A 13,679-nucleotide genomic window follows, 5' to 3' on the forward strand; every position below is an offset into this window, starting at 1 on the left:
ATATCCTTATTTGATTTGCGCGCTAGGCGGCGCGGGTTTGGGCCAGTCCCTGCGCCTCTGCCAGACGGTGCGCGCGCCGCCAGGCGGACGGGGTAATCTTGCGGTGCAGCAGGAACTGCCGGTTGAAGTTCGACACGTTCTTGAAGCCGACCTGAAAGCAGATTTCGATGATGCTGCCATTGGTGTGCAGCAACAGGTCGCACGAGCGCGCGATCCGTTTTTCGTTGATGTAGTGCACGAACGACTGTCCGGTCTGGCGGCGGAAGGCGCGCGAGAAGCTGCTCTGGGTGTAGCCGGCGAGGGCCGCCATCTGGCTTTCGCGAATATTGCCGGCGAGATCGCGGTCGATATGCAGCAGCACATGCTCGAGCGCCTTGTGCACGTAGTCGCGGGCACAGGGCTGGTAATGCACGCTGGACAGCCGCCGCCGCCGGCCGCAGGTCGCAAGCACCCGCATCAGGCCGAAGAACAATTCGAGCCGGGCGATGCCTTGCGCGGTTTGCAGCGCCGTCATCAGCGGCAACGCCGCCTCGGCGGCGGCCTCGTCATATTCCAGGCCGCCCAGGCTTTCGTCGAGCAACACGGTCGCCGGGCGAAGCTCGGGAAAGCTCTCGATGGCGCGTCGTATGAAGCCGTCGCCGAACTGCACGACCAGGCCGCGCTGCGCCACAATCTCCCCGGGCGCAACATCGCTGACCCAGTTATGCGGCAGGTTCGGTCCGAGAAAGGCCAGGTTGCCGGGCGCGAAGCGGCCGACATAGTCGCCGACGAAGGTGCGGCCGCTGGTCGAGGTGACCAGATGGATCTCGTATTCCGGATGAAAGTGCCACTTGACGGTCTCGTACGGCAGGCCGTGCGACCACGCCTTGAAGGACTCGTCACAACGAAGTTCCACGACCTCGCGATACAGGCGCATGGTGCCACCCTCCCGGAGGGGCCGGATCTCTCTCGTCCGCCCTCTCATCTGGTTTTAGGGTAGCGTTGCCGCTGGCATCGCCGCTACCAGCCATATCGCAGCCGGGCGATACTTTTATGCCCTTCCTCTGGCATTGACACGACCGGGCGGCACCCATAGAACCCGGCTCACTGCTGGGAACGTGGACGGTCCGGCGGCAACCCTGACGGGTGCCGCGATACGGGCCGCGCCCGCTTTTGTCGCGTGCGGCAAGAGCCTACCGGTGCAACAAGACCGCCGAACCCACGGGTTGAGCGGCTAAAGTAAAGGGTTTGCCATGAGCAAGCGCCTCGAAAGCAAGTACAAGGTCAACCGCCGCCTCGGCGTCAACCTCTGGGGCCGCGCCAAGTCGCCGATCAACAAGCGCGACTACGGACCCGGCCAGCATGGCCAGCGCCGCAAGCAGAAGCCGTCGGACTTCTCGGTGCAGCTGATGGCCAAGCAGAAGCTGAAGAGCTACTACGGCAACATCAGCGAGAAGCAGTTCCGCAAGTATTATACCGAAGCCGTGCGCCGCAAGGGCGACACCTCGGAGAACCTGATCGACCTGCTGGAGCGCCGGCTGGACGCGGTAATCTACCGCCTGAAATTTGCCCTGACACCGTTCGCCTCGCGCCAGTTCGTCAATCACGGGCACGTCACGGTCAACGGCCGCAAGGTCAACATCCCCTCCTTCCTGGTGCGCGACAACGACATCATCGAGGTGCGCGAGAAGTCCAAGCAGCTCGCCGTGGTGCTCGACGCCGCCCAGAACGCCGAGCGCGACGTGCCGGAATATCTCGAGGTCGATCATCGCCAGATGAAGGGCCGCTTCACCCGCTCGCCCAAGCTCACCGACGTGCCCTATCCGGTGACCATGGAGCCGAACTTGGTGGTCGAGTTCTACTCGAGGTAATGGCCGCGATCAGCGAGGAGATCGCCCGCCGACGCACGTTCGCCATCATCTCCCATCCGGACGCCGGCAAGACGACTCTCACCGAGCGTCTGCTGCGCGCCGGCGGCGCCATCCAGCTCGCCGGCAACGTGCGCGCCAAGGGCGAGCGTCGTCGCACGCGCTCGGACTGGATGGGCATCGAGCGCGACCGCGGCATCTCGGTGGTCACCTCGGTGATGACCTTCGAATATGGCGGCTGCATCTTCAACCTGCTCGACACGCCAGGCCATGAGGACTTCTCCGAGGACACCTACCGGACGCTCACCGCGGTCGATTGCGCGGTCATGGTGATCGACGCCGCCAAGGGCATCGAGGCGCGCACGCTCAAATTGTTCGAGATCTGCCGGCTGCGCGACATCCCGATCATCACCTTCGTCAACAAGATGGACCGCGAGGCGCAGGACCCCTTCGCCCTGCTCGACGAGGTGAGTTCGGCGCTGGCGCTGGATACCGCGCCCGCCACCTGGCCGGTCGGCCGCGCCGCCGACTTCGTCGGCACCTACGACATGCGCGCGCGCGTGCTCAACGTTTCCCACGAACTCGTGCAAGCCGACCCGCGCCTACAGGCGCTGGGCGACGAGCTTGATCTGGCGCAGGCCGCACTCCCCGAATTCGACCGCGACGGCTTCGATGCCGGTCACCTGACCCCCGTCTATTTCGGCAGCGCGATGCGCGAGATCGGTGTTGGCGACCTGCTCGGCGCGCTCGTCGATTTCGGCCCTCGCCCGCGCGCCCAGGCCGCCGATACCCGCCTCGTGCAGGCCGACGAGCCGGAGCTGACCGCCCTGGTTTTCAAGATCCAGGCGAACATGGACCCCAACCATCGCGACCGCATGGCGTTTGCGCGTATCTGTTCGGGTCGGCTGACGCGCGGGATGCGGCTGCGCCATGTTCGCACCGGCAAGCAGTTCGCGCTGCACACCCCGCAATTCTTTTTTGCCCGCGAACGCCAGCTCGCCGAGGAGGCGTTCGCCGGCGACGTCGTCGGCATCCCCAACCACGGCGTGCTGCGGATCGGCGACACGCTGACCGAGACCGAGGCGCTCAATTTCACCGGCGTGCCGCATTTCGCCCCGGAAATCCTCCGCCGCGTGCGCCTGGACGATGCTATGAAGGCAAAGAAGCTGCGCCAGGCGCTGGTCGAGCTGGCCGAGGAGGGGGTGGTGCAGTTGTTCCGCCCGCAGGACGGGGCGCCACCGATCGTCGGCGTCGTCGGCACTTTGCAGCTCGACGTGCTGGCCGCCCGTCTGGCCGGCGAATACGGCGTCGCCATCGGCTTCGAGGCGACGCCCTACGCCCTGGCCCGCTGGGTCACCGGCCCACGCGAGCGGATCGAGGCCTTCATCGCCAGCAACCGCAGCGCCATGGCCGATGACGTCGACACTGATCCGGTGTTCCTGGCAACCTCCGCCTTCATGCTCCGGCGCACTACGGAGATGAGCCCGGAACTCGCCTTTCACGACATCAAGCAGATCGGCCAGGGTCAGGAGCGCCCCTGAAGAACTTCGCCAATGACCGTGTCCAGCTTGGTGGGTGGGCGCCCCAGGAGTTCTTCAAGCGTGGGGTCAATGGCGGCGAACTCGCTGGCGCGGCTTGCGCGGTAGAGACCAAGCGCAATCTCCACGGCGGGGAGCGGCACGCTGCGGGCTGTCATCGTCTCCCGCAGCGTCTCCTCGGTAATCACCGCGCGACGAACAAGCCGGCCAAGCAGCTTGGACGCAATCGCGGCCATATCCGCGAGGTCCAGCGCCTGCGATGCGGTCAGAGGCGGGGTTGGACCGTCAAAGCGTCCCTCGTTGGCGAGGATGATGGCGGCAGCCTCGGCGAGATCGGCGTGGGTCGTCCAGGCGACCTTGCCATCCTCCGGGGCTTCGATGATGCCGGTTTTCAGACCGTCCTGCATCAGAGAGACCCCGCTGGACGCATAGAAGCCGTTGCGAAGCGCGGTCCAGGCGAGACCGGAGCCGCGCAGCATCGCCTCCGTCGCGGCATGGGTGTGCATTGGCGGGAACGCCGAGGCGGCACTTGCGGCCATGTGGCTCGTATAGACGATCCGCCTGACACAAGCGGCACGGGCGGCGTCGATTGCGTTTCGATGCTGGGCCAGCGGGTCGCCGCCGGAGGCCGCGGCGTTGGAGGAGACGATCAGGATTTGCGCGGCGCCCTCAAAGGCGTGCGCGAGACCCTGCCGGTCGGCGAAGTCTCCCTGACGCACCCGCACACCTTGGGCCGCCAGATCGCCGGCCTTCGCCGGATCGCGGACACTCGCACCCACTTCGCTCGCGGGGACGCGCCCCGCGATCAGCCTCTCGACGATCGCTCGCCCCAGCTGACCCGTAGCTCCGGTCACGACAATCATGGTTGGCTCCCGTGGTGCTGATCTGCTTTAGTATCGGCGTTAACAGATAACGTGTGTTCTCCACTAGCAGTGCTAACAAGAGGGTGATGAACTCGAACGGCTTTACCCACGTGACGGCAGGCTACGATGACAAGCCGGCCACCGAGGCAGTGCGGGACAGGATCATTCAAGCCGCCGCGTCGCTGATCGCCGAGGGCGGCCGCCACGCGGCGACCACACGTGCCGTCGCCACCGCGGCCGCCGTGCAGGCGCCGACGATCTACCGGCTGTTCGGCGACAAGCGCGGGCTGCTTGACGCGGTCGCCGAGCATGGCTTCGCCGCGTATGTGCGTGAGAAAGGGATCGCGCGGGCGAATCCCGATCCGGTCCGGGAGCTGCGCGATGGCTGGGACATTCATGTCGCTTTCGGCCTGGCGCATCCAGAGCTGTTCGCGATCATCAGCGGCGACCCGCGGCAGTCGTCGTCACCGGCCTTCGAGGCGGGCCTGGCGGTGTTGCGCCAGCGGGTGCGGAGGATTGCCCTGGCGGGTCGATTGAAGGTCAGCGAGACGCGCGCCGTCGCACTTCTTCATTCCGTCGGCACCGGCACGATCCTGACGCTGCTCTCCCAACATCCGGACAGCCGCGAACCTGGATTGTCACGGGCGGCCTGCGACACGGTGATGGCGGCGATCACGGACGAGACGGACACCCCGAATGCGGCCGCTGCCGCGGCGGCCGCGTTGCGGGCCTCGCTGGATGCGACCGCTCTCCTGACCGCCGGCGAGCGAGGCCTGATGGAAGAACTCCTGGATCGTCTCGCACACGGCTAACCGAACAGGTTGGTGGCCTTGGTGGCGTCGACGCCGACCAGTTCGATGGTGCTGCCGCCGGAGAGGTGCAGCGCGCTGGTGCCGCCGGCGAAGATCTCTGCGGTGACCTGCTGGCCGCCGAGATGGATATGGTCGGTGCCGAGGCGGAAGCCAACGGCGAGGAGGGTGCCGCCGGCGCCGGGATCGATGAGGGCGCTCCCGCTCGATGCCGTGAGCCAGAGCTGCGCCGCGCCGCCGCCGCCATTGATGGTCGCAGCCCCCGCGCCCGAATTGATGACCGAAAGGCCGCTGCCGAGATCGAGCTGTTCGCGGCCGGAGCCGCCGAAGAAGAAGGTGCTGCCGGACTGGTTGCCGCCGACCAGGGTCTCGTTGCCGCGTCCGGCGACGAGATAGGACCAGCCGCTTGCACCTCCGGTCAGGGTGTCGCCGTTGCCGCCGGCGACGAGCACCGTCCCGACACCGGTCGCGGTCAGGCTGTTGTCGCCGTTGGTGCCGCCGGAATACCAGCCGCCGTCACCGCCCGCCTGGATCGTCACCGAGCCCTGTCCTGCGATCAGATCCGCCTGCTCGGCTGCGCCCTTGAAGAGGATGGTGCCGGAGCCGCCGAAGATTTCCTGGTCCATGCGGGCGGCGCCGCCATCGATGGTGGCATTGCCCGAGCCCAGCACCAGGACGCCGCCGGCGCCCGCGACGGCCAGCCTACCGGAGCCGCCGAACACGACGGCATTCAGGCTGAGGCTTGCACCCCCGCCATTCAGCGTAACGGCGCCGCTGCCGGCGAGGATCGTGTCGGAATCCAAGCCGAAGGCGGCGGTATTGATACGGGAGGTGCCGTCGCCGAGCGAGACGACATCGCCGCCCTGCGAGTTGAGCGTCAGGTCGCCATGCACCATGTCGACGGTGGAGTGGTCCCCCTGCGACGAGACGGCGCCGGATCCGGTGTGGATATAGATCCCGCCGCCACTGCCTTGCACCGTTACATTGCCGCGGCCGGTCTGCGTGAAGACGACGTTGGCGCCGATATCGATCTGGCCGCCGCTGCCGGTCCCGGTCATCGTCACGGTGGTGATCGGATTGCCGCGCGGGGTTCCGGTAATGACCAGGAAATCGGTGCCGTTCTCGTCGAGAAGATTGTTGCCGTGAATGAAGGTTGTCGTGATTCCGACATCGTCTTCGACGGTGTAGCCACCGCTGACATCATCACGTGGCTGCATCTGGATGTTTGAGTGATGGCTGATCGGGCCGCCACCTTTAGTGGGGCCGGCGACGATGAATGCGCCATGCGAGGCCTCGCTTACGACCTCAAAGGCGCCGCCGAGCAGCACGTCAAGCACATCGTCCGGCACATTGGCGCCCGTCGCGGGAAATGGCGAGACGATCTCGACGTCGTTCACGTCGGTGTTGTCGTAGAGCATCAGGCCGCTGCCAGGGGTGGAGAGAAACGGCCCGAGGCTCGCATTGTCGTTGTAGGTTTCCTCGCCGACCTGGCCGGCCAGCAGGTTCAGCGTCACCTTGCCGGGATCAGCAACGGTTTGTGCTGTGACCTGGGCCGTGGTCCGCCCCGGGCCGTAGAGCGCCGACACCACCGCCGCGATCCCCCTATAGGCCGGGCTTCCCGCAAGCACCGCAAGCGGATCGCTGGTGCCGTTCGGCTGCAAAAGCCCGAAGACGTTCCTGGTGTCGGACATGCGACGCACCTCCCGTGGCACGACTTCGTTGTGAAATCGGCACGAACAGGTAGCCACGCCAGGACAAACAAGCAAGGCTCTGCCGATGGTGACGACGGTGTGAGCGGGCACGCGGGAACGGCCCGGACGCTTGGGGGTTCTAGTGGCCCGAACCAGGCAGGAGCATCACCATGGCATTGTCAGGACGCAGGATCGCCGTCCTCGCCACCGACGGCGTCGAGGAAGTCGAACTCACCGAGCCCGTCCGCGCACTACGCGACGCCGGCGCCACGGTCACCATCGTCTCGCTCGAGCCGGGGCAGTTCCAGGCGATGCAGCAGGACGTGAACCCGAGCAGCAAGATCAGCGTCGACCGGACCGTCGCCGAGGCGCGCGCCGATCAGTTCGACGGGCTGGTGCTTCCGGGCGGCACCACCAATCCGGACAAGCTGCGCATGGACGCCAACGCGGTGGCCTTCGTCAAAGGCTTTGTCGATGCCGACAAGCCGATCGCCGCGATCTGCCACGGCCCTTGGACGCTGATCAATGCCGGCGGCGTGTCGGGCCACACAATGACCTCGTGGCCGTCGCTGCAGACCGACCTGCGCAATGCGGGTGCGGAATGGGTCGACGAGACCTGCGTGCGCGACGGCAATCTGGTGACCTCGCGTAATCCGAAGGACCTGCCCGCCTTCTGCAAGGCGATCGTCAAGCTGTTCGCGGCCTGAGAACCGGTCAGTTCAGCAATCCGATCAGGGCGGCGGCGATCAGGGCCACCGCTGCCCCCGTGGCTAGCCGGCCGAGCGGGTCGTTCCGGCAGATCGCCGCAATACCCGCGAGCCAAATCCCAATGACGGCAAGAGTGCCCGATCCCACCCTTGCCTCCCGCCAAGATCGCCGGTTCGTTGCGCGGGTCTATCGTAACCCTCGATCGCTCGGCTGATCCAGGGGCTGGTCCGCGAGCAGGGCCCAGCGCTCGTGGTCGCGCCAGGCGCCGGCAACGAACAGATAGCGTGGCGAGAAGCCCTCCTTGCGAAAGCCCACCCGGCGCACCAGCGCCAGCGAGGCGGCGTTGTCCGGCTGGATATTGGCTTCCAGCCGGTGCAGGTTCAGGGCCGTAAAGCCCCACGCGCAGGCTTGGGCCAACGCCTGCGTCATAAAGCCGCGTCGGGAGGTGACGCAATTGGCGTAATAGCCGAGATAGGCGCTCTGGAACGGCTCGCCGGTAATCCCGCTCAGGGTCACGACGCCGGCAACCGCGCCGGTCGCACGCTCGCGCGCAAGCAGGGCGGTCAGCGCGCCGGTCTGCGTGCGCCGGAACCAAGCGGCGAAGCCGTCGCGGTCGATGCAGGGGCGCACCCAGGGATGATGCAGCTCGGCACTCTGCCGGTTGGCCTCGATCAGCTCCGCACCATCCTCCCAGCGAAGCGGTGCGAGCGCGATCACGGCCGGTGTTTGGCGGTCCGCCTCTGCACGGCGGGCGCACCGGCGGCCTCGATCCGCACCTCGTCGTCATCGGCGGCGGAGACGCATTGCGCAAAGCGCGACGCGGTCGCCGTGCTGATCTCGAACAGGGTCTCGCGTTCGGCGATCCGGATCGCGCCGATATCGCGCTTGGTGACGCCGCCACGACGGCAGATCAGCGGCACCAGCCATTTCGGATCGGCCCTGTCGTGCCGGCCGATCGACATGCGAAACCAGGTGCCGCCGCCGGACGGGCCGCGCTCGGGGCGGGGGCGATCGTTCGCGGGACGCGGCGTGCGCTCATGCGCGCGGATGGGGGCGGCGGGTGCGATCTCCTCCGGGTCGGGGAGGCGGGCGCGATGCATGCGGATCAGGGCGGCGGCGATCTCCTCCGCGCCGCGGCCTTCGAGCAGGCGCGCGGCCAGGGCGCGATCCTCCGCTTCGAGCGGCTCGGCCAGCACCGGATCGGCGAGCAACCGCTCGCTGTCGCGCGTGCGGATTTCGTCGGCGGTCGGCGGCCCGCTCCAGCTCGCGTTCACGTTGGCGGCCGACAGCAGCGTCTCGGCACGTCGCCTGCGGATTTGCGGTACGATGACCACGCAGGTGCCCTTGCGTCCGGCACGCCCGGTGCGGCCGCTGCGATGCAGCAGGGTCGCAGGGTCGGTCGGCAGGCTCGCATGCACCACCAGGCCGAGATCCGGCAGGTCCAGCCCGCGTGCGGCGACATCGGTGGCGACGCAGACCCGCGCCTGACTGGTGCGCAGCGACTCCAGCGCGCGCGAACGCTCGCTCTGGCTGAGTTCGCCGGACAGCGCCACTGAGGCGAAGCCGCGCTCCAGCAGGCTGCCGTGCATGTGCCGCACCATTTCGCGGGTGTTGCAGAACACCATCGCCGTCGGGCTTTCGAAATAGCGCAGCACGTTGACGACCGCGTGCAATTCGTCGTCGCGCGCGGCCAGCACGGCGCGATACTCGATGTCGGCGTGCTGCACGCGATTGCCGGATGCGGTGTCGATGCGCAGCGCGTCATGCTGGTAGCGTCGCGCGAGGGAGGCGATCTCGCGGGCGATGGTCGCGGAGAACAACAAGGTGCGGCGGGTGGTGGGGGTCTTGTCGAGCAGCGTCTCGAGCTCGTCGCGAAAGCCGAGATCGAGCATCTCGTCGGCCTCGTCCAGCACCACGACCTTCAGCCCCGAGATATCGAGCCGGCCGCGTGTCAGATGGTCGCACAGCCGCCCCGGCGTGCCGACGACGATATGACAGCCGCCGGCCAGCGACTGCGCCTCGCGCCTGAGATCCATTCCCCCGATGCAGGAGACGATCCGTGCGCCGGTGTCGGCGTAGAGCCAGGACAGTTCCCGGTGCACCTGCATGGCGAGCTCGCGGGTCGGCGCGATGACCAGGGCGACGGGCGCCTTCGCGCGCTCGAATCGCTCCATCTCGCCCAGCAGCGTGTCCGCCGCCGCCAGCCCATAGGCCACGGTCTTGCCGGAGCCGGTCTGGGCCGAGACCAGCAGGTCGCGGCCGGCGGCTGTCGACTGCAAGACGGCGTCCTGCACCGGTGTCGGGTCGTCATAGCCGCGCGCCGCGAGGGCGCGGGCCAGCGAGGGATGGCTCGGAGGGAAGGGCATGACGCGCTCTATAGGCCAAACCAACCGACGACCCAGACTCAAATCTCCGCGTCGCCGCGCCCGATGACGGAGGCAGTGACGGCAAAGATAGGGTCGCGCCAGTCCGGGTCGTCGGCATCCGGGGTCACGGCACCGGTCTCGATGCTGCCAAAGCCCGCGCGCCCCAGCAATGTCGCGAGCAGACGTTGCCGATCGGGGTTGTCCAGAGCCTGCCAGATCGCCACCGCCTTGGTCGGAAAACAGCGGTCCGAAAAGCTGATCACCAGTGGCGCCTGCGGCCGCAGGCAGCGCGCGAGGTCGCGGAATACCGTCACCGGATACTGCAGATATTGCACGCCGACGCACAGGCAGGCGGCGTCCAGGCTATGATCCGCCAGTGGCAGCGAAGGCTCGCGGTTGAGGTCACGGACGAAATAGCGATCGAGCCTGGTATTGGCGGCGAGTTCCGCCTCGTTCATGCCGTGGCCGATGACCTGCTCGAAAGCCATCTCCTCCGGCAGATGGCTGACCCAACTGCTCATCAGGTCGAGGATCACGCCGCCCTCGGGCAGCACGGTCCTATAAAGCGCGGTCACCGCCCTGATCGCCGCGTCGTCGAGGTGTGTTACGAATCGGGGTTCGGCGTAGAAGAGCGAGTCGGGAGAGGCGTCAGCCTTGTCGAAGGCGCGCGGGTGAAAGCCGTCGAGATCGTCACTCACGCAGCGGTGCTGGCTTCGGAGGTGCCTCCGAGACGCTGGTCGATCGCTTCGCGCGCCGCCATCACCGCCGCTTTGAACGACCCGCGCGCGCCGCTGCCAACGGCAACGCCGCTCGCCTTGCTCGCATCGATTGTCCAGATACGGTGTCCGTCCTGCTCAGGGCCGATCACGTAGCGCACATCCCGATAGACCAGGGCTTGTTCCATACCACACCTCTTGGCGTTATAACGCGGGCCCGGTGGCAAGTTTCGCACGCTTGCCAAAGCCGCGCCCGCAGGCGACGTATCGGCTATCACGTTGCCGGGAACCGCGATGTCCGCACCTGCCGTCCTGTCCGACCAGACCACGCAGCGGCGGCCGCCGAGCCGCACGCAGTCATTCTCCGTGGTGCTGATGATCGAGCTGTGGGAGCGGTTCGGCTATTACGGCATGCAGTCGATCCTGCTGCTGTTCATGGTGGAGCGGCTCGGCTTCCATGATTCCCGCGCCAACCTGCTGTGGGGCGCGTTCGCGGCACTCACCTATGCTGCGCCTGCGATCGGCGGCTGGGTCGGCGACGCCGTGCTTGGCTCGCGCCGCACCATGCTGCTCGGCGCCTGCACCCTGGCCGCGGGCTACATGCTGCTGTCGCTACCGACGCGCGGCGTTGTGCTGCTATACGCCGCGATGGGCACGATCTCGGTCGGCAACGGCCTGTTCAAGTCCAATGCCGCGAACCTGGTGCGCCGGATCTACGAGGGTGACGATGGGCGCCTCGATGGCGCTTTCACCATCTACTATATGGCGGTCAATGTCGGCTCGACGGTGTCGCTGCTGCTCTCGCCCTGGCTCAAGGATCGCTTCGGCTGGCATGCCGCGTTTGCCGCGAGCGTCGCCGGCCTGTTGCTGGGCCTGGCGAACTACCTGATGATGCGGCATCTGCTCGAAGGCATCGGTTCGGCGCCGGATGCCCGGCCGCTGCGCCCGAACCGGCTGGCCGCGGTGATCGCGGTCGGGCTGGGCGCGATCGTGCTGGTCGGGATTGTCCTGCAACACCCCGACCTCGCGCGCGACTGCGTCTGGCTGGCAGGCGCGATCGTGGCCGGGATCTGGGTCTGGACCTACCGCACCGGCGCCGCCTCGGAGCGGCCCGGGCTGCTGATGATGTATCTGCTCACCGTTGAGGTCATGCTGTTCTTCATCTTCTACCAGCAGATGGCGACCTCGCTGACCCTATTCGCGCTGCGCAACGTCAATCTCGGCTTCTCGCTGGCGGGCGTGCGTCTTTTCACCTGGTCGCCGGCGCAGTTCCAGGCGCTCGACCCGATCTGGATCATGCTGCTCAGCCCGCCGCTCGCCTTCGCCTACAACCGGCTCGGCGCTTCTGGCCGCGACCTGTCGATGGCCGGCAAGTTCCTGGTCGGCTTTGCCGCCGTCGCCGCCGGCTTCCTGATCTGGTGGCTCGCGTGCCGGGCGAGCACCACCGCCATGGTCTCGTCCTGGGTGATGGTCTGGGGCTACGGCCTGCTGTCGCTCGGCGAATTGCTGATCAGCGGTCTCGGACTCGCCGTGGTCGCCCGCTACGTGCCGGCGCGGATGAGCGGCTTCATGATGGGGGCCTACTTCGTCGGCGTCGGTGTGGCGATGTATGTCGGCAGCGTGGTTGCGAACTATGCCGCCGCGGGCGATGTCGGCGTGGCGGCGAGCGCCGCGCAGACGCTGCCGCTCTATACCGCTTTGTTCTTCAAGCTGTTTCTTCTGGCCTGCGGCGGCACCGCGCTGTTCGCGCTGCTGCTGCCGATCACGGCCAAACTCGACGCCGCGCACCGGCGCCGGACCTGACCAGCGCCACATAGGCCGCCCCGGCCGCGAAGAAGCCGGCATAATAGCCGATATCCGCACCCCCCAGCAGCTTCGCCACCGGCCCGGTATACGGGTCGCTCACCGAGAACAGGGCCACCGTCAGCACCGCGGTGACCACGAAGATGCTGGCAGCCCCCGTCCAGCCTTCGGGAGCGGCGCGCTGCTGGTTGCCGATCAGATACCAGTCGGCCAGCACGATGCCGATCCACGGCGCGATCCAATACAAAGTCACCACCAGGTAGTTGGTGTAGAGCTCGGCATAGCGGCCGGCGCCGAACACCGCGATCACGTAGCCCAGCGAGGCGGTCAGGATGGCGGCGGCGATCCGCGGCACGTGGATGCCGGCCGAGATCAGGCTGTAGCTGGCGGTGTTGTCGTTAAACGAGTTGCCGGTGATCGAGGAGGCTGCGATCGCCGCCAGCACCACTGGGCCAAGGGCACCCGCTTCATGTTGCAGATGGGCGATCACCGCCACCGGCGACGCCTCGTGGGTGGCGCCGGCGGTGATCAGGCCGAGGATCTGGAACGGCACCGCAGAGGCCAGCAGTCCGGCCAGCGCCAGCCAGACGATCCGCGCAGGCGGCGTATCCGCCGGCAGATAGCGCGTGTAGTCCGACGAATAGGTCGCCCATGACAGGTTGAAGCTTGCCAGGATCGCGGTGGCCAGCACGAAGGTCGCGAGCGTGGCCGGGTGTGCCGCGTGCGGCAGCCCGGCGTCCCGGGCGCCGAGCACGCCGATCACCGCGAACGCCACCAGCAGCATCGCGCCCAGATATTTCTGCAGCGCCTGCACCACATCATGACCATAGATGCTGGCGACCATCTGGATTGCCGCCAGCACGCCGAGTGCCAGCCAGAACGGCGGCGCTGCACCGGCCAGGGCCACCAGCGCGATCAGCGCCGTCGCCGCCGGTACATTGTTCACCGCGTCCCAGCCGACGCAATACATCCAGTTCAGGAACGAGGGCAGCCGTATGCCGCGACGCCCGAGCACCCGTCGCGACGACTCCATCTGCGGCAGGCCGGTGCGTGGCCCGATCGTCGCGGCCAGCGCCACGGGAACCGCGCCCACCAGGTTGCCGAGCAGGATTGCGAGCAGAGCCTGGCGAAACCCCAGCCCCAGCGTCACCAGCAGCACGCCCACCACCCAACCGCCGGGCCCGAGATTGGGTGCGAAATGACTCCAGAAGACACGGTCGATGCGCATCGTCTTCAGCGCGTCCGGCACCGGTTCGGTCACGATCGTAAAGCCGGCGCGTTCCATCCGCGGAGCAAGGCGCATACGTGTTCCCATGCCAGAGGTTCGTGCGCATCCGT

At 67.3% G+C, this 13,679-nt stretch carries 14 protein-coding genes; 5 read left to right on the plus strand and 9 right to left on the minus strand.

Going from position 1 to position 13,679, the window contains the following annotated elements; translation table 11 throughout:
• Positions 1–22 precede the first annotated feature (22 nt).
• Positions 23–916: an AraC family transcriptional regulator gene (locus ACQY4K_RS18515; protein ID WP_428391664.1), complete on the minus strand. Its 894-nt coding sequence runs from the start codon at positions 914–916 to the stop codon at positions 23–25.
• A 316-nt stretch (positions 917–1,232) separates the two neighbouring features.
• On the opposite strand from ACQY4K_RS18515, the gene rpsD reads away from it, so the two are divergent.
• Together rpsD and prfC are read left to right on the plus strand one after the other, a co-directional pair.
• A complete protein-coding gene (gene rpsD, locus ACQY4K_RS18520; protein ID WP_428391665.1) occupies positions 1,233–1,850 on the plus strand; it encodes a 30S ribosomal protein S4 in 618 nt (205 codons plus the stop codon).
• A complete protein-coding gene (gene prfC / locus ACQY4K_RS18525) occupies positions 1,850–3,388 on the plus strand; it encodes a peptide chain release factor 3 (RefSeq protein ID WP_428391666.1) in 1,539 nt (512 codons plus the stop codon). Before rpsD ends, prfC begins: the two co-directional genes overlap by 1 nt.
• Here prfC and ACQY4K_RS18530 read toward each other — a convergent pair.
• Positions 3,373–4,248, minus strand: a complete 876-nt coding sequence (locus ACQY4K_RS18530) for an NAD(P)H-binding protein (protein ID WP_428391667.1) — start codon at positions 4,246–4,248, stop codon at positions 3,373–3,375. The genes prfC and ACQY4K_RS18530 overlap by 16 nt on opposite strands.
• 86 nt (positions 4,249–4,334) lie before the next feature.
• Here ACQY4K_RS18530 and ACQY4K_RS18535 point away from each other — a divergent pair, with 86 nt between their 5' ends.
• Positions 4,335–5,060, plus strand: a complete 726-nt coding sequence (locus ACQY4K_RS18535) for a TetR/AcrR family transcriptional regulator (RefSeq protein WP_428391668.1) — start codon at positions 4,335–4,337, stop codon at positions 5,058–5,060.
• Here the strand turns inward: ACQY4K_RS18535 and ACQY4K_RS18540 are convergent.
• Positions 5,057–6,748, minus strand: a complete 1,692-nt coding sequence (locus ACQY4K_RS18540) for a hypothetical protein (RefSeq protein WP_428391669.1) — start codon at positions 6,746–6,748, stop codon at positions 5,057–5,059. The genes ACQY4K_RS18535 and ACQY4K_RS18540 overlap by 4 nt on opposite strands.
• Before the next feature lie 170 nt (positions 6,749–6,918).
• On the opposite strand from ACQY4K_RS18540, the gene ACQY4K_RS18545 reads away from it, so the two are divergent.
• Positions 6,919–7,455 (plus strand): type 1 glutamine amidotransferase domain-containing protein, encoded by a 537-nt coding sequence (locus ACQY4K_RS18545; RefSeq protein ID WP_428391670.1) that lies wholly within the window; start codon positions 6,919–6,921, stop codon positions 7,453–7,455.
• Positions 7,456–7,462: 7 nt separating this feature from the next.
• Here ACQY4K_RS18545 and ACQY4K_RS18550 read toward each other — a convergent pair whose 3' ends face one another.
• Genes ACQY4K_RS18550 through ACQY4K_RS18570 form a run of 5 tightly spaced genes read right to left on the minus strand, consistent with a single transcriptional unit; the run spans position 7,463 to position 10,726 of the window.
• Positions 7,463–7,603, minus strand: a complete 141-nt coding sequence (locus ACQY4K_RS18550) for a hypothetical protein (protein ID WP_428391671.1) — start codon at positions 7,601–7,603, stop codon at positions 7,463–7,465.
• A gap of 39 nt (positions 7,604–7,642) precedes the next feature.
• Complete coding sequence (locus ACQY4K_RS18555) at positions 7,643–8,173, minus strand: GNAT family N-acetyltransferase (RefSeq protein ID WP_428391672.1); 531 nt, start codon at positions 8,171–8,173, stop codon at positions 7,643–7,645.
• Positions 8,170–9,822 (minus strand): DEAD/DEAH box helicase, encoded by a 1,653-nt coding sequence (locus ACQY4K_RS18560; protein ID WP_428391673.1) that lies wholly within the window; start codon positions 9,820–9,822, stop codon positions 8,170–8,172. The genes ACQY4K_RS18555 and ACQY4K_RS18560 overlap by 4 nt, the downstream gene beginning before the upstream one ends.
• Before the next feature lie 38 nt (positions 9,823–9,860).
• Complete coding sequence (locus ACQY4K_RS18565) at positions 9,861–10,520, minus strand: methyltransferase domain-containing protein (RefSeq protein ID WP_428391674.1); 660 nt, start codon at positions 10,518–10,520, stop codon at positions 9,861–9,863.
• Positions 10,517–10,726: a hypothetical protein gene (locus tag ACQY4K_RS18570; protein WP_428391675.1), complete on the minus strand. Its 210-nt coding sequence runs from the start codon at positions 10,724–10,726 to the stop codon at positions 10,517–10,519. The genes ACQY4K_RS18565 and ACQY4K_RS18570 overlap by 4 nt, the downstream gene beginning before the upstream one ends.
• A gap of 106 nt (positions 10,727–10,832) precedes the next feature.
• Between ACQY4K_RS18570 and ACQY4K_RS18575 the strand changes: the two genes are divergently transcribed.
• The gene (locus ACQY4K_RS18575; RefSeq protein ID WP_428391676.1) at positions 10,833–12,341 is read left to right on the plus strand and encodes a peptide MFS transporter; all 1,509 of its coding nucleotides are present in this window, start codon (positions 10,833–10,835) and stop codon (positions 12,339–12,341) included.
• Here ACQY4K_RS18575 and ACQY4K_RS18580 read toward each other — a convergent pair.
• Positions 12,301–13,644 (minus strand): purine-cytosine permease family protein, encoded by a 1,344-nt coding sequence (locus ACQY4K_RS18580; protein ID WP_428391677.1) that lies wholly within the window; start codon positions 13,642–13,644, stop codon positions 12,301–12,303. The genes ACQY4K_RS18575 and ACQY4K_RS18580 overlap by 41 nt on opposite strands.
• Positions 13,645–13,679: the final 35 nt, after the last annotated feature.

The organism is Lichenicoccus sp. (genome assembly GCF_965276875.1).
Lineage (GTDB): Bacteria > Pseudomonadota > Alphaproteobacteria > Acetobacterales > Acetobacteraceae > Lichenicoccus.

What these genes read in the sequence shown, in the direction of transcription:
- ACQY4K_RS18580 (WP_428391677.1), bottom strand. Translation starts at nt 13,644, where the DNA reads ATGCGCCTTGCTCCGCGGATGGAACGCGCCGGCTTTACGATCGTGACC.
- ACQY4K_RS18540 (WP_428391669.1), bottom strand. Translation starts at nt 6,748, where the DNA reads ATGTCCGACACCAGGAACGTCTTCGGGCTTTTGCAGCCGAACGGCACC.
- ACQY4K_RS18570 (WP_428391675.1), bottom strand. Translation starts at nt 10,726, where the DNA reads ATGGAACAAGCCCTGGTCTATCGGGATGTGCGCTACGTGATCGGCCCT.
- prfC (WP_428391666.1), top strand. Translation starts at nt 1,850, where the DNA reads ATGGCCGCGATCAGCGAGGAGATCGCCCGCCGACGCACGTTCGCCATC.
- ACQY4K_RS18575 (WP_428391676.1), top strand. Translation starts at nt 10,833, where the DNA reads ATGTCCGCACCTGCCGTCCTGTCCGACCAGACCACGCAGCGGCGGCCG.
- ACQY4K_RS18545 (WP_428391670.1), top strand. Translation starts at nt 6,919, where the DNA reads ATGGCATTGTCAGGACGCAGGATCGCCGTCCTCGCCACCGACGGCGTC.
- ACQY4K_RS18560 (WP_428391673.1), bottom strand. Translation starts at nt 9,822, where the DNA reads ATGCCCTTCCCTCCGAGCCATCCCTCGCTGGCCCGCGCCCTCGCGGCG.
- rpsD (WP_428391665.1), top strand. Translation starts at nt 1,233, where the DNA reads ATGAGCAAGCGCCTCGAAAGCAAGTACAAGGTCAACCGCCGCCTCGGC.
- ACQY4K_RS18515 (WP_428391664.1), bottom strand. Translation starts at nt 916, where the DNA reads ATGCGCCTGTATCGCGAGGTCGTGGAACTTCGTTGTGACGAGTCCTTC.
- ACQY4K_RS18535 (WP_428391668.1), top strand. Translation starts at nt 4,335, where the DNA reads ATGAACTCGAACGGCTTTACCCACGTGACGGCAGGCTACGATGACAAG.
- ACQY4K_RS18530 (WP_428391667.1), bottom strand. Translation starts at nt 4,248, where the DNA reads ATGATTGTCGTGACCGGAGCTACGGGTCAGCTGGGGCGAGCGATCGTC.